The organism is Polaromonas potterensis (assembly GCF_033446725.1).
Lineage (GTDB): Bacteria > Pseudomonadota > Gammaproteobacteria > Burkholderiales > Burkholderiaceae_C > Polaromonas.
In genome coordinates, this window is sequence record NZ_JAWQLX010000004.1 from 189,173 (window position 1) to 209,554 (window position 20,382).

At 61.5% G+C, this 20,382-nt stretch carries 18 protein-coding genes, 1 tRNA gene and 1 pseudogene; 5 read left to right on the forward strand and 15 right to left on the reverse strand.

Features of this window, described 5'->3' with window-relative positions:
* Window positions 1–8: 8 nt before the first annotated feature.
* The 10 genes and pseudogenes from R6254_RS09705 to R6254_RS09750 all read right to left on the reverse strand — a co-directional run bounded on the left by R6254_RS09705 (window position 9) and on the right by R6254_RS09750 (window position 10,205).
* Window positions 9–449: a hypothetical protein gene (locus tag R6254_RS09705; protein ID WP_318406387.1), complete on the reverse strand. Its 441-nt coding sequence runs from the start codon at window positions 447–449 to the stop codon at window positions 9–11.
* Between the two features lie 262 nt (window positions 450–711).
* Window positions 712–1,452, reverse strand: a pseudogene (locus R6254_RS09710) (DNA/RNA non-specific endonuclease).
* Window positions 1,453–1,779: 327 nt separating this feature from the next.
* Window positions 1,780–2,523, reverse strand: a complete 744-nt coding sequence (locus tag R6254_RS09715) for an N-acyl amino acid synthase FeeM domain-containing protein (RefSeq protein ID WP_318406389.1) — start codon at window positions 2,521–2,523, stop codon at window positions 1,780–1,782.
* A gap of 267 nt (window positions 2,524–2,790) precedes the next feature.
* The gene (locus R6254_RS09720) at window positions 2,791–2,997 is read right to left on the reverse strand and encodes a hypothetical protein (protein ID WP_318406390.1); all 207 of its coding nucleotides are present in this window, start codon (window positions 2,995–2,997) and stop codon (window positions 2,791–2,793) included.
* Window positions 2,998–3,013: 16 nt separating this feature from the next.
* Window positions 3,014–3,089: transfer RNA gene (locus R6254_RS09725), tRNA-Thr, on the reverse strand.
* Window positions 3,090–3,112: 23 nt separating this feature from the next.
* Window positions 3,113–4,141: a class 1 fructose-bisphosphatase gene (locus tag R6254_RS09730; protein WP_318406391.1), complete on the reverse strand. Its 1,029-nt coding sequence runs from the start codon at window positions 4,139–4,141 to the stop codon at window positions 3,113–3,115.
* Between the two features lie 95 nt (window positions 4,142–4,236).
* A complete protein-coding gene (gene pepN, locus R6254_RS09735) occupies window positions 4,237–6,921 on the reverse strand; it encodes an aminopeptidase N (protein ID WP_318406392.1) in 2,685 nt (894 codons plus the stop codon).
* A 42-nt stretch (window positions 6,922–6,963) separates the two neighbouring features.
* Window positions 6,964–8,068 (reverse strand): peptide chain release factor 2 gene (gene prfB / locus R6254_RS09740; RefSeq protein ID WP_318406395.1). Its coding sequence is split into 2 segments (ribosomal slippage): window positions 6,964–7,986 and window positions 7,988–8,068, totalling 1,104 coding nucleotides; the frame shifts between segments, so codons are not numbered across the junction.
* A gap of 58 nt (window positions 8,069–8,126) precedes the next feature.
* Window positions 8,127–9,104 carry a glycerophosphodiester phosphodiesterase gene (locus tag R6254_RS09745; RefSeq protein ID WP_318406396.1) on the reverse strand — a complete coding sequence of 326 codons (978 nt, stop codon included), beginning with the start codon at window positions 9,102–9,104 and terminating at the stop codon, window positions 8,127–8,129.
* 102 nt (window positions 9,105–9,206) lie between these two features.
* Entirely contained in the window at window positions 9,207–10,205 is a 999-nt protein-coding gene (locus R6254_RS09750; protein WP_318406397.1) for an alpha/beta fold hydrolase, read from the reverse strand.
* Window positions 10,206–10,230: 25 nt separating this feature from the next.
* On the opposite strand from R6254_RS09750, the gene R6254_RS09755 reads away from it, so the two are divergent.
* The gene (locus R6254_RS09755) at window positions 10,231–12,102 is read left to right on the forward strand and encodes an acetate--CoA ligase (protein ID WP_412103143.1); all 1,872 of its coding nucleotides are present in this window, start codon (window positions 10,231–10,233) and stop codon (window positions 12,100–12,102) included.
* A gap of 317 nt (window positions 12,103–12,419) precedes the next feature.
* Here R6254_RS09755 and R6254_RS09760 read toward each other — a convergent pair whose 3' ends face one another.
* Window positions 12,420–13,079: a YiaD family glycine zipper/OmpA-like lipoprotein gene (locus tag R6254_RS09760; RefSeq protein ID WP_318406399.1), complete on the reverse strand. Its 660-nt coding sequence runs from the start codon at window positions 13,077–13,079 to the stop codon at window positions 12,420–12,422.
* Between the two features lie 214 nt (window positions 13,080–13,293).
* Between R6254_RS09760 and R6254_RS09765 the strand changes: the two genes are divergently transcribed.
* Genes R6254_RS09765 through plsY form a run of 3 tightly spaced genes read left to right on the forward strand, consistent with a single transcriptional unit; the run spans window position 13,294 to window position 15,527 of the window.
* Window positions 13,294–14,355: an aldo/keto reductase gene (locus tag R6254_RS09765; RefSeq protein ID WP_318406401.1), complete on the forward strand. Its 1,062-nt coding sequence runs from the start codon at window positions 13,294–13,296 to the stop codon at window positions 14,353–14,355.
* Window positions 14,356–14,380: 25 nt separating this feature from the next.
* Window positions 14,381–14,872 carry an aminoacyl-tRNA deacylase gene (locus R6254_RS09770; RefSeq protein ID WP_318406403.1) on the forward strand — a complete coding sequence of 164 codons (492 nt, stop codon included), beginning with the start codon at window positions 14,381–14,383 and terminating at the stop codon, window positions 14,870–14,872.
* Window positions 14,873–14,894: 22 nt separating this feature from the next.
* Window positions 14,895–15,527, forward strand: a complete 633-nt coding sequence (gene plsY, locus R6254_RS09775; RefSeq protein ID WP_318406405.1) for a glycerol-3-phosphate 1-O-acyltransferase PlsY — start codon at window positions 14,895–14,897, stop codon at window positions 15,525–15,527.
* An 11-nt stretch (window positions 15,528–15,538) separates the two neighbouring features.
* On the opposite strand, the gene R6254_RS09780 is transcribed toward plsY, so the two are convergent.
* Complete coding sequence (locus tag R6254_RS09780) at window positions 15,539–16,216, reverse strand: retropepsin-like aspartic protease family protein (protein WP_412103144.1); 678 nt, start codon at window positions 16,214–16,216, stop codon at window positions 15,539–15,541.
* Between the two features lie 4 nt (window positions 16,217–16,220).
* Window positions 16,221–16,706 (reverse strand): YajQ family cyclic di-GMP-binding protein, encoded by a 486-nt coding sequence (locus R6254_RS09785; RefSeq protein WP_318406406.1) that lies wholly within the window; start codon window positions 16,704–16,706, stop codon window positions 16,221–16,223.
* Window positions 16,707–16,750: 44 nt separating this feature from the next.
* On the opposite strand from R6254_RS09785, the gene murB reads away from it, so the two are divergent.
* A complete protein-coding gene (gene murB / locus R6254_RS09790) occupies window positions 16,751–17,803 on the forward strand; it encodes a UDP-N-acetylmuramate dehydrogenase (RefSeq protein WP_318406407.1) in 1,053 nt (350 codons plus the stop codon).
* 215 nt (window positions 17,804–18,018) lie between these two features.
* Here the strand turns inward: murB and R6254_RS09795 are convergent, their stop codons facing one another.
* Window positions 18,019–19,026 (reverse strand): Bug family tripartite tricarboxylate transporter substrate binding protein, encoded by a 1,008-nt coding sequence (locus R6254_RS09795; protein ID WP_318406408.1) that lies wholly within the window; start codon window positions 19,024–19,026, stop codon window positions 18,019–18,021.
* Window positions 19,027–19,030: 4 nt separating this feature from the next.
* Window positions 19,031–20,368, reverse strand: coding sequence for an argininosuccinate synthase (gene argG / locus R6254_RS09800; protein WP_318406410.1), 1,338 nt, complete (start codon window positions 20,366–20,368; stop codon window positions 19,031–19,033).
* Between the last annotated feature and the right edge of the window lie 14 nt (window positions 20,369–20,382).

Here is a 20,382-nt window from a genome sequence, read left to right on the forward strand (position 1 = left end):
GGGGGGCCTCAGGGCTTGCCGGCCGCCGCTTTGACGGCAGGCGTCACCGTGATCAAGACCTCGTTGCCGCCAAAACTGGCGCTTTGGATCTGCACGGCGGCCACACGATCGGCCTTGGTGAAGGTCAGCAGACTGAGCTTGGAAAACGAGCTCGAGGTCAAGGTCCAGCCGGCGCCCGTCAGGCTGTCGCGGAAGTAGGCAAACACCGACTGCGGCTCGGCCGACACCGACAGACTCAGCCGCCCCATCCAGGTGTTGCCCGCGCCCATGACCAGCGTGTCCTGCTGCTTGATGATGGAACCCGGCGGCAGCGGCACGTCACCCGTTAGCTGTTTGGCCGTGGCCTCGGTCACCGTGCTGTCACTGCCCATGGCCGTGGTGCCCACGGAGCTGCAAGCCAGCGTCATCAAGGTGGTGGACAACACGAGCAGGGTTTTGAGAGGGGTCATGGTGTGAACCTTTGAGGAAGTGGCGGCAAGTCCAGGCGGCAGGGCGGCGCCAGGCAGCGAGATTGTAGCTGCGGGTCATGTGTCCGAGAGGCGGGGCAGGGCGGGCCGTCCCCAGGTCTTCATTCTGCGAGCAACAGGGCGGGCATGGCATGCGCTTGTCCCCCAAGCTGGGGTGAGTTGTGCTTCATTCGCTACGCTTTTCATAGCTGCTTGCGCCCGTGGTGTAAGGGCTAGAGACCTATTTTCCTTAAGAACTTGGCCTTCATGACCTGGGCGTCACGCCCGGCAGCAAGCGCGTCCCGGTTCGCTTCACCAGTTCCTCGTAGCTGATGGGGGTCGAGGCGCGGGTGTTGTCATCGTTCTCCTGCCAGTGTGCCCAGGCGCGGTTGGTTTCCACGTCGTAGACCAGCTTGTAGAGGTAGGTCGGCACCTTCACGTGGTTGTGGCCGATGCTTTCGCTGCCCGGCGTGAACACAGGCCCGGTGATGACAAACACGTCGCCGCGCGCGCGATGCGCGTATTTGCGCGTGGCCTGTTCAATCTTCGCTCAGGCGCCCGAGTTGTGCTTCATGGCCTGCGGCACGATGTTGGCGAGCGAGAAGCTTTGCGCCATGGCGGTGGCGTTGGGCATGCCGCCGGCCGGCGCCATGTGGCCGCGCGAGTAACCTGAACGTTTGTAGTCATCGAGCGCCGCGCGTTCGCTCTGCGGCAAGCGTGCGTCTGCGAAAAACTTGTTGGTGCGTTTTTCGTCGGCATCGTCAATGCTCTGGCGGTTCAGCCGCTGGGCTACAAAGACCGGCGTCTTGGACTCACCGCTGTGCAGCAGGGCAAAAGCCTCGTAACACAAGGCCCGCTGCTGGGGGCGCTTGTGTACCTCGGGTGCTTGGCTCTTCGCAAAAAACTGGGGGCATTGTTCAAATCCTGTGGCGGCCTGGGCCACCAGGGCTGCAGCGGCGCAGGCCACGATGGCCCCCTGCTGCAGCCATCTCCTCACTGCGTGCATTCTTCTCTTTGCGTATCTCGTCCGGCGGACTCAGGGGCGAGATTAGGCCATCGAATCCCGGGGAAAAAGAGGCTGATGAAGGCTTCTTACAGATGGAGATGTTTTGCTGTCTCGCTCAGAGGATCGACGTGTTCACTGCGGGTCCAGTGGATGGGGGGAAATCACCAGCGGTGTGTGCACATAGTGTCCGCCAATATTTCGCAAGTGCACGGCGGTAGCCACGGATGCACACCAGAACAAGGTCATTGGAAAGCGCATTCCTTTGGCAAGCATGGTCTCGATTCAAACCTTTTCAGTCAGCGCATTCAGCACAGACGAGCAGGCGGCTCAATCGTCAAAGCGACACAAGCGCAAATCGGTCACTCCTTCCTGACGACGGTGTGCCAGCATGCGGTGAACAATGCTCTCCTCCTCCGCAAGCGGGAAAAAGAAAGGGTAGTACGACCGCCGGGGAATGTCAGACATATCGCCCAACAGCGCGCGCTTCAGCATTTCGCGCACCCGGGAGAACTCGAGAACCATCAGAACCGAAGGTGCGTTGACCTTTTGGTTGAGTTTTGCTTTGCCAACCGTTACAAATGAAAGAACGCTTCGATAAAAGCCAACATGCCGCGGGTTCACTTCAATGATGACTTGGCTTGCGCCATTGACACGATTGGCGTAAATGTAGGCCGTATGAAAAAGGGATGCCAGAACCTCCCGCGAGCACAGAGGTTCTTTGACCGCCAGACTCGTGAATTCGCACAATCTACCCCCCTTGCGGCGCAATTCGGAGATTTCATCGGCAAAAATATCCGTCGCCGCAAAAGGCTCCACGTCATCGAATCCCACCGTGAGCGTGCCGATGGTCTTTTCATGGGAAATCGCCAGCAGTGTGGCCTTGCCCCCGTCGCTGACGTCCTCTTCCAATTCTGGAAGGTGCTTGTCTCCTGACGATGAAGGGAGGTAACCGCGCCAGGCATACATTCGGTGCAACAAAATCCTGGCACGACTGCGCATTTCTTGGCTGTTTGCGCTCCGGATGGTGAACATCAAGGGGTGCTGTGCCCAATCATCTCCGTGATCGTGCATGCGATGTTTTTACTGTCGAAAAGACAGTGTTATGTTGGAGATAGGACATCCCTCAATTTTAAAAGCGACAACCCCCTTTTTCCTTGGCAGCGGCCCTTTGAATAGGTTTCAGACGTTAGCTAATGTACGGACGTCCACCCCAGTATCCTGGACACATTCAATAACATATTGGTTCAGGAGATATCAATGGGCGGAAGCGGGAAGCGATGAGGTCTGGCGAGCTTCTTCTCGTCTTTGAAGAAAAAAACCAGCCCTAAATCTATCGAACTAGAAAAGAGGCACGCTTTGATGTAACTTGGCTGCATCGAGAGGTTCTATAACCCGGTGCGTAAACGCTTCAAGCGAGACTTCTTTCGCCCGGTACAGTTTGAAGAAGGCTTGAAAGGCTAGTCCGCCGTCCGGGAAGCTGGGGTAGGCCCAGATGGCCTGCAATCCCACCAAAGAAAAAAGGTCCACCACTATTTTCATAGTCATGAACCTTTATCTGGATTGGTGCCGGAGAGATGAATCGAACACCCGACCTTCTCATTACGAATGAGCTGCTCTACCGACTGAGCTACACCGGCTTTTTCTGAAATTCAGCCTGCGATTATAGCCCGGCCGTTTTTCCGGCGTGGTAGGCGGTTACGCGTTCCACTTCGTTTTTAGAACCCAGCATCACGCTCACACGTTCGTGCAGCTTGCCGGGTTGCAGGTCGAGGATGCGCTGTTTGCCGTTGGTGGCGGCACCGCCGGCCTGCTCAATGAGCCAGCTCATGGGGTTGGCTTCGTACATCAGGCGCAGCTTGCCGGCCTTCTCTGGCTCGCGCTTGTCCCAGGGGTACATGAAGATGCCGCCGCGGCACAGGATGCGGTGCACGTCGGCCACCATGGAGGCGATCCAGCGCATGTTGAAGTCTTTGCCGCGAGGACCTTCCTTGCCTTGCAGGCACTCGTCGATGTAACGCTTGACCGGCTCGTCCCAGTGCCGCATGTTGCTCATGTTGATGGCGAACTCTTTGGTGTCCGCCGGGATCTGCACGTTTTCTTCGATCAGCACAAACGAACCCTGCTCGCGGTCCAGCGTGAACATGGCGACGCCGTCACCCACGGTCAGCACCAGCGTGGTCTGCGGGCCGTAGATGCAGTAGCCTGCGGCGACCTGTTTGTTGCCGGGCTGCAGGAAGTCGGCTTCGTCCACGCTGCGGTCGTCCTCGGGCATCTTCAACACGCTGAAGATGGTGCCGATGCTGACGTTGACGTCGATGTTGCTGGAGCCGTCCAGGGGATCAAACAGCAGCAGGTATTCGCCTTGCGGGTAGCGGTTGGGCACGGCATAAATGCTGTCCATTTCTTCGGACGCCATGCCGGCCAGGTGGCCGCCCCATTCGTTGGCCTCGATCAGCACCTCGTTGGCGATGATGTCGAGTTTTTTCTGGACTTCGCCCTGCACGTTTTCACTGCCGGCGCTGCCCATGATGCTGTTCTCACCATCGATGGCGCCTTTGTTGACGGCCTGGCTGATGCTTTTGCAGGCACGGGCGACCACTTCCAGCAGCAGGCGCAGCTGGCCGGGGATGTGGCCGTCGATGCGCTGCTGTTCGACCAGGTAGCGGGTCAGGGATATTTTTTGAGACATCGCGGTTTCCTTTGGTTGTCATCCCGGACTTGATCCGGGATCCAGGTTGGTGTGCCGGCATGGATTGCGGGACTGGCCCACAATGACATGCCATATTAGTCAGATAAGGCGCGCGTCACCACCTCGTGGGTGTCTTTGCTCAAATCGGCTTTGGCGGCGACACGGGCAATCGCCTCGCGCGCCGCGCTGCGGTAGGGTTCGGCCAGCTTGCTCCAGCGGTCCAGCGCGCGTGCCAGGCGCGCCGCCACTTGCGGGTTGATGGCGTCGAGTTCGATCACGCGGTCGCTCCAGAAGACATAACCGGCCGCGTCGGCACGGTGGAGGGCCGCCGGGTTGCCCTGGCAAAACGTGCTGACAACGCTGCGCGCGCGGTTCGGGTTGCGCAGGCTGAAGTCGGCATGTTTCATCAGTTGTTTGACCGCCGGCAGGATGTTGCCGCCGCGGTCCGGAGCGCTGGCCTGCAAACCGAACCATTTGTCGATCACCAGCGCCTCGTCCTTGAACATGGCGTGGAAGCGGGGCAGGGCATCGGCCGCGAGGGCGTGGCCGCTGGAGACCAACGCCACCAGCGCGTTGAAACGGTCGGTCATGTTGCCGGCGTCCTTGAAACACTGGTAGGTCTTGCCGGGCCAGACCGCATCACCGCTGGCGACGGCGGCCAGGCAGAGCTGGCTCAAGGCCATGCCGGCCAGGGCACGTCGGCCGGAGGAGCGCGGGTCAGGCGTGTAAGCGCCGTTGTCGTGGCTGGCTTCCCAGACTGCGGCCCAGTCGCTGCAAAGTGATGTGGCCAACTGCTGGCGCATGGCTTCGCGCACCGCATGAATGCGCTGCGGGTCCACCACGTCGAGCTGCTCGGCGATATAGGTTTCCGAGGGCAGGGTCAGCACCAGTTCCTTAAAAGCGGCATCCAGCGTGGGATGGCGCAAGACGCTGCGCATGGCTTCAATATAAGCATCATTTAGCGGCTCAGCCCCCACTGGATAAGCGGAAGCAGCTATTGATTTAATAGCGCTTCGCACGGCCAGGCGTTGCCCGGCTTCCCAGCGGTTGAAAGGGTCGCTGTCGTGGGCCAGCAGGTGCAGCAGCTGCGTGTCGCTGTAGTCAAACTCCAGCACCACCGGTGCGCTGAAACCGCGCAGTATGGACGGCACGGGCTCGGCATCGACATTGATGAAGTGCAGCGTTTCGCTGGCCTCGGTCAACACAAAGGTGCGTGGCGCGGCCACGGCGGCGGTTTCGCCAGCCAGTTGCAGCGGCAGGTCAGCGCCGTCGGCACCCAGCAGGCCCAGGCCGACCGGAATCACAAAGGGCTCCTTGGCGGTCTGGCCGGTGGTGGGTGCGCAGCTTTGTGTCAGCGTCAGCGTGTAGCTGCGTGCGGCAGCGTCGTAGACACCCTGGGCATGGACACGCGGTGTGCCGGCCTGGCTGTACCAACGTTTGAACTGCGGCAGCAGGCGTGCCAGATCGGACGCCGGGTTGGCGTCGGCAATGGCTTGTGCAAAGTCGTCGCAGGTCACGGCCTGGCCGTCGTGGCGCTCGAAGTAAAGCGTCATGCCTTTGGCAAAACCTTCGCGGCCGACGAGTGTTTGCATCATGCGCACAACTTCCGCACCTTTTTCGTAAATCGTGACGGTGTAGAAGTTGCTGATCTCGATGTAGCTGTCGGGCCGCACCGGGTGGGCCATCGGGCCGGCGTCTTCGGGGAATTGCGCGGTGCGCAGGACACGCACGTCTTCAATCCGTTTGACGGCGCGGGCCGAGGCTTCGCCGCACAAGTCTTGTGAAAATTCCTGGTCGCGGAAGACGGTCAGGCCTTCTTTGAGTGAAAGTTGAAACCAGTCGCGGCAGGTGACGCGGTTGCCGGTCCAGTTGTGGAAGTACTCGTGGCCGACGACGCTTTCGATGTTGGAATAATCGGTGTCGGTCGCGGTCGCCTGGTTCGCCAGCACATACTTGGTGTTGAATATGTTCAGGCCCTTGTTTTCCATGGCGCCCATGTTGAAGTCGCTGGTGGCAACAATCATGAAACGTTCCAGGTCCAGGGAGAGGCCAAAGCGGGCTTCGTCCCAGGCGACCGAATGCATCAGCGAGTTCATCGCGTGTTCGGTTTTGTCCAGATCGCCGGGGCGCACATAAACCTGCAGCAAATGGTCTTTGCCGGCGCGCGAGGTGATGCGTTGCTCGCGGCTGACCAGCTGGCCGGCCACCAGCGCAAACAGGTAGGCCGGTTTTTTGTGCGGATCCACCCACTTGGCGAAATGGCGGCCTTCGGGGAGCGCGCCCTGCTCGACCAGGTTGCCGTTGGACAGCAGCACCGGGTACTTGGCCTTGTCGGCACGCAAGGTCACCGTGTAGCTGGCCATTACGTCGGGACGGTCCAGGAAGTAGGTGATGCGGCGAAACCCTTCGGCCTCGCACTGCGTGAAGAAGGAGTCGTTGCTGACGTACAAGCCCATCAGCTTGGTGTTTTTGGCCGGCGCGCAGGTGGTGAAAATCTCCAGCTCAAAGGCATCGGGCAGGTTGTCCAGCACCAGCTTGTCGCCTTCCATGCGGAAGGACGTGCCCTGGCCGTTGACCAGCACACGCGCGAGGTTGAGTTCCTCGCCGTCCAGCTTCAAAGGTTGCACCGGTACCTCGGCATTGCGGCGCAGTGTCATTTTGTTGAGCACGCGCGTTTTTGCCGGGTCCAGGTCCACACACAGATCGACGGTGTCAATCCAGTAGGCGGGTGCGATGTAGTCGGCGCGGTTGATCACGGCGGCTTGGCCTTCACGCATCATGGCGGTTTCCTAAAAAATGAATGGTCATGGTGCGCAGGGACATCACACGCCCTGCTTCAGGGACGCTTCGATGAACTGATCGAGGTCGCCGTCCAGCACTTTTTGCGTGGCCGAGGTTTCGTAGTTGGTGCGCAAATCCTTGATGCGGCTGTTGTCCAGCACATAACTGCGAATCTGGTGGCCCCAGCCCACGTCGGTTTTGGTGTCCTCCAGCTTTTGCTGGGCTTCCTGCTGTTTGCGCAACTCGAAGTCGTACAGGCGCGAGCGCAGGCGTTTCCAGGCCACGTCGCGGTTGCCGTGCTGCGAGCGGCCGTCCTGGCACTGCACCACGATACCGGTCGGGATGTGCGTCAGGCGCACGGCCGAATCGGTCTTGTTGATGTGCTGGCCGCCGGCGCCGCTGGCGCGGAAGGTGTCGGTGCGCACGTCCGAGGGGTTGATGTCGATCTCGATCGAATCATCCACCTCGGGGTAAACAAACACCGAGGCAAACGAGGTGTGGCGCCCGCCCGAGGAGTCAAACGGCGACTTGCGCACCAGGCGGTGCACGCCGGTTTCGGTGCGTAACAGGCCAAAGGCGTATTCACCCTCGACCTTGATGGTCGCGCCCTTGATGCCGGCCGTGTCGCCTGCGGTTTCGTCTTCAATCGTGGTCTTGAAACCCTTGCGCTCGGCGTATTTGAGGTACTGGCGCAGCAACATGCTGGCCCAGTCGCAGGCTTCGGTGCCCCCGGCGCCGGCCTGGATGTCCAGGAAACAGTTGAGCGGGTCGGCCGGGTTGTTGAACATCCGGCGGAATTCCATTTTTTCGACTTCGACGGCGACCTGGGCGGCCTCGTCCTCGATGGCGGCCATGCCGGCTTCGTCGCCGTCGGCCTTGGACATCTCGAACAGCTCGGTGTTGTCGGCCAGCTCGGACGTCAGGCGGTCAATGACGTGAACCACGTCTTCCAGCGATTTTTTCTCTTTGCCGAGTTCCTGCGCGCGTTTGGGGTTGTCCCAGACCTTCGGGTCTTCCAGCGCGGCGTTGACTTCGCTTAATTTACGTTCTTTGGCAGGGTAGTCAAAGATACCCCCGGAGCTCGTTGACACGATTGCTCAGGTCAGCGAGTTGGTTGCCGATGATGTTGATGTGTTCTGCGTCCATGAGAAAGTCCTGTCCTGATCTTGAGTTCAATCCGCTATTTTCTCATGCTCCAGGGCTCTCAGTCCTTGAGCGGCGCGGGCCGCGGCATCTGGCGTTGCCGCATCACTTCCCGCAGGCGGTCCGGGTAGTCGGTAATCAGTCCGTCCACGCCCCAGCCGATCAGGCGGACCATGTCCTCAGGCGGGTTGATGGTCCAGGGGATGACCTTCAGGCCCAGGGCCTGCGCCTGCTTGACCAGCGCCTCGGTCAGCGCGCCGCCATTGGGCGACCAGACCGCGCCGCCGGCGGCCTTGACCATGGCCGGCACGCTGGCATGGTCGGCGATTTTCAGGCCCGCCGTCCAGGCGCCGTTGCGCAGGGTGTCGTTGTTTTGCGTCTGCACGCTCAGGTAGACGGTGGGAATGGACGGCTCCCGCTGCTGCACCAGCCGCAGCGTGCGCCAGTCGAAGCTCTGGATGCTGACCCGCTGCTGCAGGCCGGCCGCGCGCACGACCTGGAGCAAGGCCTCGGTCAGCACCTCGGGGCTGGCGGTGTCGTCGGGGCGTTCGGGGTTGATCTTGGTTTCGATGTTGAAGCGCACCTGGTCCGCGCCCAGTTGTTTCACGCGTTCGAACAGCGCGGCCAGCGTCGGGATGTAGGTGCCGTCCACTGGCTGCTGGCTGGCGAAGGTGCGGGCATACGCCGTGCCGGGCTGGATGCGGCCGACGTCATGGGCCTGCAACTGCGCCAGCGTCAGCGAGCGGATCAGCGGCCCCTTGTCGCCCGTCAGCCACTGGCCAGCGGCGTCGCGCGTGATCAGCGGGTTGAGGTAAGGGTCGTGCGCCACCACCACGATGCCGTCCGCCGTCAGGCCCACATCGAGTTCCAGCGTGCTGACGCCGAGGGCCAAGGCGCGCTCGAAGGCGGGCAGGGTGTTTTCCGGTGCCAGGCCGCGTGCGCCGCGGTGGCCCTGCAGGTCGAAGGCGTGCGCGACTGGCGCCGCTGCCATCAGGGTTGCAAGCAAAATCAGGCTCCAGCCCTTGCGCAGAGGGCGCAAGAAGCTATCAAAAAAGGAGCGTCTCGCGGAGAGTTTTCCGGGCATGGCGGGTCCTGATCAGCGTGTGGGATGCCGGCATTTTGCACCTGGCCTGGATGCGGGTCAGCCCAGGAAACCTTCCAGCAACCGGGCCAGTTGCGCCGGCTGGTCGTGGTGCAGCATGTGGCCGGCGTCCTGGATCACGGCGATGCTGACCTGCGGCACGGACTGCAGGCGTTCGTGGTACTGCGCCAGCGTGTATTTGCCCTGCCACCACTTGCCCAGGGAGTCGTCCGAGGCCTCCACCGCCAGGGTGGGGGCGCTGATGCGCTGGTAAATCTCTAGCACTTCGTCCAGGCGGTAGATGTTGGCATTGATGATTTTGTGCGCCGGGTCGCCCTGGATGTGCCACTGGCCCTGCGCATCCGGCCTGGCCCAATGGCGGGCCAGCCAGTCGGCCTTGTCCTGGGACAGCCGGGTGTTGGTGCGCATCAGTCGCCGGGCGACGCCGTCCGCGTCGGCATAGGGTTTGAGCGCGAGTTCGCCCTTGTGCAGGGTTTTCAGCTCGTCCATCCACTTGGCGTAACGCGTGGGCGCCAGACTGGGTTGCACCTCCTGCATGCCAAAACCCTCGAGGTTGACCAGTTTGCGTATGCGTTCTGGCCGCACACCGCTGTACAACATGGCCACATTGCCGCCCATGCTGTGGCCGACCAGGTCGATTTGCTGACCGGGCGCGTAATGATCAAGCAGGAAGTCCAGGTCGGCCAGGTAGTCGGGAAACCAAAAGTTGTCAGGAGCCCCCACGCTGTTCACTTCGTGTAATGCGCTGCCCCCCGAGGGGGCTGTCTGCCCTTGGGGCGGCCCGGCGGGCAGACGGGCGCCACCACTGCCAGTCTGGCCGTAACCGCGCCAGTCGGGCGCGATGATGCTGCGGCCTTGGATAAAGGCGTCAAGCAAGGCATCGACCACAAACTGGTAAGACGCGGCCACGTCCATCCAGCCGTGGACCAGCACCAACGGCGGCAGGCTGCTTTGGGCTTCACCCCAATGGCGGACGTGGTAATTGATGCCGCGAATAGGGACAAACTCGCTACGGGAGGGGCGCTTTTCTTTGTACATTGTGCAAATCATAAGGAGAGCCGGATTGAAGCGCAGTCAAAACAGGGACAAGCACCCGAATCAAGCCGGCAGCCAGGGCCTGCCCGATACCTACGCCGCACTGCACCAGGGTTTTCGCTGGCAAGTGGACGACCACTTCAACATCGCCGAAGTCTGCTGCAGCCGCTGGGCCAGGCAAGGCGCGCCAGGCGCTCCCAAAAGAATAGCTATCCGCGGCCATCAGTCGGGGGCTAGAGGCACTTTTTATACATATTTTGAGCTGCAACGAGAGGCTGACGCGCTGAGTCACGTGTTGGCCGGCCTGGGCGTGAAACGCGGGGATCGCGTGGCCATCGTGATGCCGCAGCGTTTTGAAACCGCCGTCGCCTACATGGCCGTGTTCCAGATGGGCGCGGTCGCCATGCCGCTGTCCATGCTGTTTGGGCCCGAGGCGCTGGCCTACCGGTTGCAGGACAGCGAGGCGGTGGTCGCGATTGGCGACGAAAGTTCCATTGCCAGTCTGAACGCCATACGGGCCGACTGCCCGGCCTTGCGCACCGTCATTGCCGCCGGTACGGCGACGGGGCAGGGCGACGTGGACTACGACGTCGCCCCCACGCTTGTCGCTTCGCGTACTGCGCTGCCCCCCGAGGGGGCGGCTTCACCTCGGGGCGGCCCAGCGGTGAAAGCCGCCCTGGCCGCGCAGCAGAGAACTTTCACGGCCGTCAAAACCAAAGCCGACGAGGCGGCCATCCTGATCTACACCAGCGGCACCACCGGCCCGCCCAAAGGCGCGCTGTTGCCGCACCGCGCGCTGGTTGGCAATCTGCCGGGTTTTGTCTGCAGCCAGAACTGGTTCGGTTTCGATGGCAAGACCAACAACACATCCGAGGCCGTGTTCTGGTCGCCAGCGGACTGGGCCTGGACCGGCGGGCTGATGGATGCGCTGCTGCCCACACTTTATTTTGGCCGGCCCATCGTGGCTTTCAATGGCCGCTTCAGCCCCGAACTGGCCTTTGAGCTGATGGCGCAGCACGGCGTGACACATACCTTTCTGTTCCCGACGGCGCTCAAGGCCATGATGAAAGCCTGCCCGCAGCCGAAAAAACAGTTCAGGCTCAAGCTGCAGGCCATCATGAGCGCCGGTGAAGCGGTGGGGGATGCGGTGTTTGCCTACTGCCGCGACCAGTTGGGCGTGGTGGTCAACGAAATGTTCGGCCAGACCGAGGTCAACTACATCGTCGGCAATTGTTCCGCGCGCTGGCCTGCGCGCGCGGGCAGCATGGGCAAGGGCTACCCCGGCCACCGCGTGGCGGTGATTGATGACGAAGGCCGTGAATGCGCGGTGGGTGTGCCCGGTGACGTGGCGGTGAACCGCTTCGATGTCCATGGCGACCCCGACCCCATCTTTTTCCTCGGCTACTGGAAAAAGGACGAGGCCACACGCGCCAAATTCACCGGCGACTGGTGCCGCACCGGCGATCTGGCCACACGTGATGCCGACGGCTACCTTTGGTACGAAGGGCGGGCCGACGATATTTTCAAGGCCGCCGGTTACCGCATCGGGCCCGGCGAAATCGAGAACTGCCTGGTCAAACACCCGGCGGTGGCGAATGCGGCCGTGGTGCCCAAACCCGACCGCGAACGCGGTGCCGTGGTCAAGGCCTATGTCGTGCTTACTCCTGATTTGATAGCTTCTCGCGCACAATTGGCGGGGGCTGGAGGTCAATTCGACATCAAGCTTATCGCGGAGCTGCAAGCCCATGTAAAAACCCTGCTCGCGCCTTACGAATACCCCAAGGAGATCGAATTTATTGACGCGCTGCCCATGACCACCACCGGCAAGGTGCAGCGGCGCGTGCTCAGGCTGCAGGAAGAGGAGCGGTATAGAAACACCCCCGTGGCCCTCACTTCGTGAGTGCCTCCCCCCAAGGGGGCGGGCGCCTATGGACCGGCAAAGCCGGATCCATGGCCCCCATTGGCAGATTCAACGCGCACCAAAGACAAAAAAGCACTCGAAAGAGTGCTTTTGATCTTTACCAGCAGGGGCCGCAGGTCCGGCTTCGCCGGACTGCTGGCGCCTGCCCCCTGGAAGGGGAGAGGGCGCTACACGCAGTGAGTGCCAACAGGGGTGAGCTCAATTTATGCCGCAGATCTGGCTCAGCCAGTCTGCAGGCGCCGTCCCCGGAGGGGAAAGGGCGCTACACGCAGTGAGCGCCAATAGGGGTGAGCCAATTACCTTGCAGCCGCCTGCACGGGTTCTGCCACATAAATTTCCACACGGCGGTTTTTACTGCGGCCCTGGGTGGTGCTGTTGTCGGCCACCGGCTCGCGCGCACCGCGGCCCTCGGTCGCGATGCGGTTGCTGGCGACACCCCGGGAGATCAGGTAGTTGCGGGTGCTGTTGGCGCGGTCGACCGACAGCGGGTTGTTGACGGCGTCACTGCCGGTGCTGTCGGTGTGGCCGATGATGGTCACGGTGGTTACCGGGTTCTGGTTCAGGCTGGTGGCGAAATGCGTCAGGATGGGCGCGAAGCTGCCGCTGATGTCGGAGCGCCCGGTGGCAAACGAGATGTCGGAGGGGATGTCGAGCTTGAGGCGGTTGTCGGCGGTCTGGCTCACGGCCACGCCGGTGCCGGCGGTGGCTTGTTCCATCGCGGCCTTCTGGTCCTGCATTTTCTTGGACCAGAGGTAGCCGCCGCCCGCACCCGCCGCACCACCCAGCACCGCGCCTGCGGCCGCGCCTTTGGAGCCGCCTGTGGCCGCGCCGATCACGGCGCCCGCAATGGCACCAATGCCGGCGCCTTTGGCCGTGCCTTGCTGGGTTTCACTCATGTTGGCGCAGCCGCTCAGGAAGAGGGCGGCGCAAGTCAGGGTGGTGAGGGCTAATTTCATGAAAGGGCTCCTGGGATTTTTTGAATTGAACGGGTTGGATTAGAGCGTGTCTGTGTGAATGGTAGGCGGCTGAAAGGTATTTATTTGTAAGCCAAATGCCCGATCTGCTGCCCGTTGGCGCCGAGGTCCGGGCCCCAGTCACCCTTAAACTAAGACCCTCGATGGGGGCCCGCTCCCCGCTTCACCCTTTTCCCATGTTTGGCATTGAATTTTCATGAACAAAGTACAACTCGGTAGCAGCGACCTGCAGGTCACCCCTATTTGCCTGGGCACCATGACCTTTGGTGAACAGGTCAACGAAACCACGGCGCATGCGATTCTGGACCGCTCGCTGGCGCGGGGTGTCAATTTCCTGGACACGGCCGAGATGTATTCGGTGCCGGCGCGTGCTGAAACCTTTGGCGCGACGGAAACCATCATCGGTAACTGGCTCGCGAAGAACCCCGGCGCGCGCCAGCAACTGGTGCTGGCCACCAAGGTGGCCGGTCCCTCGCGCGGCATGCCCTGGGTGCGCGCAGGCAGCGGCATGACGGCCCAGGACATCGTCAGCTCCTGCGAGGCCAGCCTGAAACGCCTGCAGACCGAGACGATTGACCTCTACCAGATCCATTGGCCCGAACGCCATGTGCCGGCTTTCGGCGCCTTGTATTACGACCCGTCCAAGGAAAAGTCGGAGACTTCCATCCACGCGCAAATCGAAGCCCTGGGCGGCCTGGTCAAGGCCGGCAAGGTGCGGGCGATTGGCTTGTCCAACGAAACGCCTTATGGCGTGCACGAGTTTGTACGCCTGGCCGAGCAACATGGCTTGCCGCGTGTGGCCACGGTGCAAAACCCTTATTGCCTGATCAACCGCACGGTGGAAAACGGCCTGGATGAAACCATGCACCGCCTGGGTGTTTCGTTGCTGGCTTATTCCCCGCTGGGTTTTGGCTTGCTGACCGGCAAATACGACGCCTCCGGCACCGAAGGCCCGGATGCGCCCAAAGAAGGACGTATCGCCAAGTTTGCCTCGATGCGCCAGCAGCGCTGGGGCCGGGCCGAAGCGCTGGTCGCTGCGCGCCGCTACAACGCCCTGGCACGTGCCCACGGCCTGACGCCCACACAACTGGCGCTGGCCTTTTGCTACACCAAGTGGCAGGTCGCCAGCACCATCATTGGGGTGACCTCGGTGGCGCAGCTCGACGAAAACCTCGACGCCTGGGGCACCACGCTGTCGCCCGAGTTGCTGGCCGCGGTGGACGCAATTCGTTGGGAACTGCGCGACCCAGCGCTCTGAGCGCCTGGCCGACACCGGTGTTGTCATGGCAAAAAAAGACCACATCTCCGAAACCCCCGCCACCGCCTTTCTCAAAGTCCACCAAGTGGCCTTCACAGAACATCCTTACGAGTACCTGGAACACGGCGGGGCGCAACACAGCGCCCAGGTGCTGGGGTTTGATCCTTTCACCGTGGTCAAGACCCTGGTGATGCAGGACCAGGACGCCAAACCGCTGCTGGTGTTGATGCACGGCAACCGCAAGGTCTCGACCAAAAACCTGGCGCGGCAGATCGGTGCGAAGTCGGTGGAGCCGTGTAAACCCGAGGTGGCCAACCGGCACAGCGGTTACCTGGTGGGTGGCACCTCGCCCTTCGGCACCCGCAAAACCATGCCGGTGTATATCGAGGAAAGCATTCTGGCCCTGCCTAAAATCGCCATCAATGGTGGCCGGCGTGGTTACCTCGTGGGACTGGACCCGCAGGTGTGTGTCCGCCTGCTGGGTGCAAAATCCGTCAACTGCGCCCTGATCGACTAAAACTAAAAAGACTGGAGAACCCATGAATTACGTCTACCCCCTGCTCGCCGTGCTGGCCGCCTACCTGATCGGTTCGCTGTCGTTTGCCGTGATTGTCAGCAAACTCATGGGGCTGAACGATCCGCGCAGCTACGGCAGCAAAAACCCCGGCGCGACCAATGTGCTGCGCTCCGGCAACAAGGCAGCGGCGGTCCTCACCTTGGTGCTCGATGCCCTCAAGGGCTGGGTGCCGATGGCGCTGGTCACCTGGTTCGGCAGGGACTATGGGCTGGGGGACGGCACGCTGGCCGCCGTGGGCCTGGCGGCCTTCATCGGGCATTTGTACCCGGTGTTTTTCAGGTTCCAGGGCGGCAAGGGCGTGGCGACTGCCGCCGGTGTGTTGTTCGGCGTGCATTGGGTGTTGGGGCTGGCGACCCTGGCCACCTGGGTCATCGTGGCTTATTTTTCGCGTTACTCGTCGCTGGCGGCCCTGGCCAGCGCGATTTTTGCGCCGTTTTATTACCTGATCGGCGACCGGGCCTTCTGGTACGTGGACAAAACCATGGCGCTGGCCCTGGTGGTGATGAGTGCGTTTTTGATCTACCGGCACCGCGAAAACATCAACAAGCTGCTCAAGGGCAAGGAATCCAGGTTGGGCGGCGGCCCCAAAAGCTGATCGGGTGCGACCTAAAAACGCTTGATCAGCGTCATCTGGTCGTTTTCTCTGAGCATCTGAAAACGTGTCAAAAAGCTGTTGCCCAGCAACATAAAAGGCATGTCGCGCGCGGCCACCACGGCGTCCACGTTGAAAACTTCGACGTCCCCGACACGCACCGACGCCAGCGAGGTGCGCCAACCGATGATCACGCCATTGGCCGTGTGCAACTGAATACGCTGGCCTGACTGGTAGTTCACACCCATGCGTTCGGCATCGGCCACCGTCATTGAGATGGCCGTGGCGCCGGTGTCGACCAGAAACTGTGCGGCCTTGCCGTTGATCTGGCCTGCTGTCATGAAATGCCCGCCGCTGCCGGCCATGAGCACGATTTTGTTGCCTTGTCCGGCCTGGCTGCCCGTGCCGCCGCCTGCGCCCACACTCACGGGGGCGTCGCCGACACGCAAGGTGTGGCGTTTGCCTGAGAGTTCGAGAACTGCCTGGTCGCCGGCGGTGGACACCACCTTGACGCCTTGATGGGTTTCACCGGCCGCCACCGACTTGGGCGCGCCACCGTTGACCACCAGCAGCGCCCTGCTGCCCAACATGCCGGCCAGAGCCACACTTTGCGCGTGGGCCAGCGGCAGTGTTGCCGCGCCTGCCAAGCCCAACAGTGATGCGAACATCCAGCGGGCGGGCAGACGGGTCATGGTGTCAGTCTCTGAAGTTGTCGAAACTCAGCGGCAGATCGCTGATTTCTGCGCGGATCAAGGCCATGGCGGCTTGCAGGTCGTCGCGCTTGGCGCCGCTGATACGGACCTTGCCTTCCTGGATGGCGGCCTGCACCTTCATCTTGTTGCCCTTGATGAGTTGCTGGATCTTTTTGGCTTGTTCGGTTTCGATGCCGTCGCGCACCTTGGTGATCTGTTTGACCTTGTCGCCGCCTATCTTTTCGACCTTGCCGATGTCGAGAAAACGCACATCCACGCCGGCCTTGGTCAGCTTATTGCGCAGGATGTCGTGGATCTGGTCGATCTGGAAGTCACCGTCGCCGATCAGGGTGATGTCCTTGTCCTTGAGCTCGATAGAGGCAGAAGTGCCCTTGAAGTCAAAACGGGTGCCGATTTCCTTGGCGGAATTTTCGACGGCGTTTTTGACCTTGACCATGTCGGTCTCGAGGACGGTATCAAAAGAAGGCATGAGCTTAAATCTTTGCTAGAAAAGAGGAGTGAGACAATCCCCGGATGTTAGTCGAGAAAAACGTTCCCCTCCAGCTTTCCAACACCTTTGGCATCATGGCCAAGGCCCTGACCCTGGTACGCATCACCAGCGAACAGGACGTGACCGACGTGCTGGCCGACCCGGCCCTGCAGGCCGCCCCCAAGTTTGTTCTGGGCGGCGGCAGCAACATTGTGATCACCGGCGACGTCAAATCCGTGGTGCTCAAGGTCGAACTCAAGGGCAAAAAGCTGGTTGGTGAAACCGCCAAGGCCTGGATTGTCGAGGCCGGCGCTGGCGAAACCTGGCACGACATCGTGAGCTGGACCCTGCAAATGGGTTACCCGGGGCTGGAAAACCTGGCCCTGATCCCCGGCACCGTGGGCGGCGCGCCTGTGCAAAACATAGGCGCTTACGGGGTCGAGCTGCAAGACCGTTTTGAGTCGCTGGACGCCGTGGATTTGACGACCGGGCAGAGCTTCACCTTGGATGCCGCGCAATGTGCGTTCGGTTACCGCGATTCGGTGTTCAAACACAGCAGCACCGGCGCCAACGGTTTTGGTCTGGCCGGCAAGGCCTTGATCACACGTGTGCGTTTTGCCCTGCCGAAAGCCTGGAAAGCCGTGCTGGGATATGCCGATCTGGAGAAAAAGATGACCCAGACCGCATGCACCGAGCCTGACGCGCTACAAATTTATGAGTGGATTTGCGAAATTCGCAAAGCCAAGCTGCCTGACCCGCAAGTCATTGGCAATGCCGGCAGCTTTTTCAAGAACCCGACTGTTTCGCCCGAGCAATGCGCCGACATCATCCAACGCGAGCCCAAAATTGTGCATTACCAGTTGGCTGACGGCTCGGTCAAACTCGCCGCCGGCTGGCTCATTGACGCCTGCGGATGGAAGGGCAAAAGCATAGGCAACGCCGGTGTGTACGAGCGGCAGGCGCTGGTGCTGGTCAACCGCGGCGGCAGCGCCAACCCGGTGACGGGCGGTGAGGTGATGACCCTGGCCAAGGCGATCCAGACCAGTGTGTATGAACGTTTCGGTATCCGGCTGGAGCCTGAGCCGGTGGTGGTCTAGCCCGCATCTGGCCAGCAATCCCGATATTATTCATAGCTGCTTGCGCCCGTGAGTATTGGGCTGCAGCCACTTTTTCCTTAAGAAATCGGCCTTTTGGGCCTATTTGGCCTCTCCAGGCTGTTTTGTCGCAGCACCTCGCTTCCCATGCCCCCGGCCCCTGCAGACGGACATAAAAAAAGCCACCTGAAGGTGGCTTGGACGTGGGTGACCTGCGTTTAGTCAGCTTTGATGTTGCCCGCGCGGATGATGTCTTTCCACTTGGCAGTTTCCTGCTTGGCGAGTTGATCGAGTTGTTTGGCGTCCTTGAAAGTGGCAATGGCGCCCTGGTTTTCAAAACGCTTGCGCACCTCGTCCTGGCCCACAGATTTGCGCACAGCGTCTGAAATCTGCTGAACCGTGGCATCCGACATGCCGACCGGACCGTAGAGGCCGATCCAGGCCGAAGCGTCCAGATCCATGCCGGCCTGTTTGCCCGTAGGCGTCTCAGGCAGAACCGACAGGCGGTTCGAACCCGTGACCAGCAAGGCTTTGAGTTTGCCGCTGCGGATATGACCGAGCAGCGGCGGCGGGGTGGTGAGGAAAACATCCACATTGCCGGAGAGCAGGTCGGGAATGGCCTGGCCCGCACCGCGGTAGGGGATGTGCAGCATCGAGATGCCGGCGCGTTGCTTGAGCAGCTCGGTCGCCACATGTTGCACCGACCCGTTGCCGCTGGAGGCGTAGTTCAGCTTGCCGGGATGGGCCTTGGCGTACTTGATCAGCTCGGCCAGGCTGTTGATGCCCAGTGCCGAACGGACCACCAGTACCTGGGGCGCCTCGGCAAACATGGCGATAGGTTTCAGGTTGCGTGCGGGATCAAACCCCGACACCGGCTGCAGCAGCGGGGAGATGCTTTGGAAGCCCGAATACTGGGCGAGCAGCACCAGGCCGTCCGGCGCGATACGCGCCACATATTGACCCGCAATGCTGCCATTGCCGCCGGCGCGGTTTTCCACAATCACCGAGGTGTCCAGTTCCTTGCCCAGCGCATCGCTGAGCGAGCGTGCGGCCACGTCACCAATGCCGCCGGGCGCCGCCGCCGCGACCAGGGTCAGCGGGCGATTCTCCGGGATTTGCGCCAGGGTGGGCACGGCCAGCGTGCAAACGGCGGCCATGCAGGCCAGCCGGCGTGTCAAGGAAAAGGCGGGCGAGGTGGGAGAGGTTTTTGTTGTTGTCGACGGCATGCGTTTACTTGTGGTCCTGGCTGCTCAGTTTGGGCAGGGAGGTGCTGCCGTCCTGCGAGAGCAGACCCACGGCGGTGTAAATGCCCAGTTTGTCGCGGGTGTCGATGATGTCCAGGTTGCGCATGGTCAGCTGGCCGATACGGTCCAGCGGCGTGAACGCACCCTCCACTTTTTCCATGCTCAGGCGCTCGGGCTTGTAGGTCAGGTTGCTGGAGACGGTGTTGAGGATAGAGTAGTCGTTGCCGCGGCGCAGTTCCACGGTCACTTCGCCGGTGATGGCGCGTGCGACCCAGCGCTGGGCGGTTTCGCGCAGCATGATGGCCTGGGAGTCAAACCAGCGGCCCTGGTACAACAAACGGCCCAGCTTGCGGCCGTTGTCGCGGTATTGCTCGATGGTGTCTTCGTTGTGGATGCCGGTGAGCAGGCGCTCGTAGGCGATGAACAGCAGGGCCAGGCCGGGGGCTTCGTAAATGCCGCGGCTTTTGGCCTCGATGATGCGGTTCTCGATCTGGTCGCTCATGCCCAGGCCGTGGCGGCCACCGATGCGGTTGGCTTCCAGAATCAGTTCAACCAGGTTGTCGAAACGTTTGCCGTTCAGCGCGACAGGCATACCTTCTTCAAAACGCACCGTGACTTCCTCGCGTTTGACCTCGACTTCGTCCTTCCAGAAGGCCACACCCATGATGGGGTTCACGATCTTCATGCCGCTGTTCAGGTGTTCCAGGTCTTTGGCCTCGTGGGTGGCGCCCAGCATGTTGGAATCGGTCGAATAGGCTTTTTCGGCCGACATCTTGTAGCCAAAACCTGCTGCGGTCATGAAGGCCGACATTTCGGCGCGGCCGCCCAGTTCGTCGATAAACAACTGGTCCAACCAGGGTTTGTAAATCTTCAGGTCCGGGTTGGTCAGCAGGCCGTAGCGGTAAAAACGCTCGATGTCATTGCCCTTGTAGGTGCTGCCATCGCCCCAGATGTTGACGTTGTCTTCCTTCATGGCGGCCACCAGCATGGTGCCGGTCACAGCGCGGCCCAGCGGCGTGGTGTTGAAGTAGGTCACGCCAGCGGTGGTGATGTGGAAGGCGCCGCTTTGCAGCGCGGCAATACCTTCGGTCGCCAACTGGCTGCGGCAGTCGATCAGGCGTGCTTTTTCGGCGCCGTACTCCATCGCCTTGCGCGGAATCTCGTCGTAGTCAGGCTCGTCGGGCTGGCCCAGGTTGGCGGTGTAGGCATAAGGCGTGGCGCCCTTGAGTTTCATCCAGTGCAGGGCTGCGCTGGTATCAAGGCCGCCGGAGAAGGCGATGCCGACTTTTTGGCCGATGGGAAGGTTCTGGAGAATGGTGCTCATGGCGGGTGTCCTGG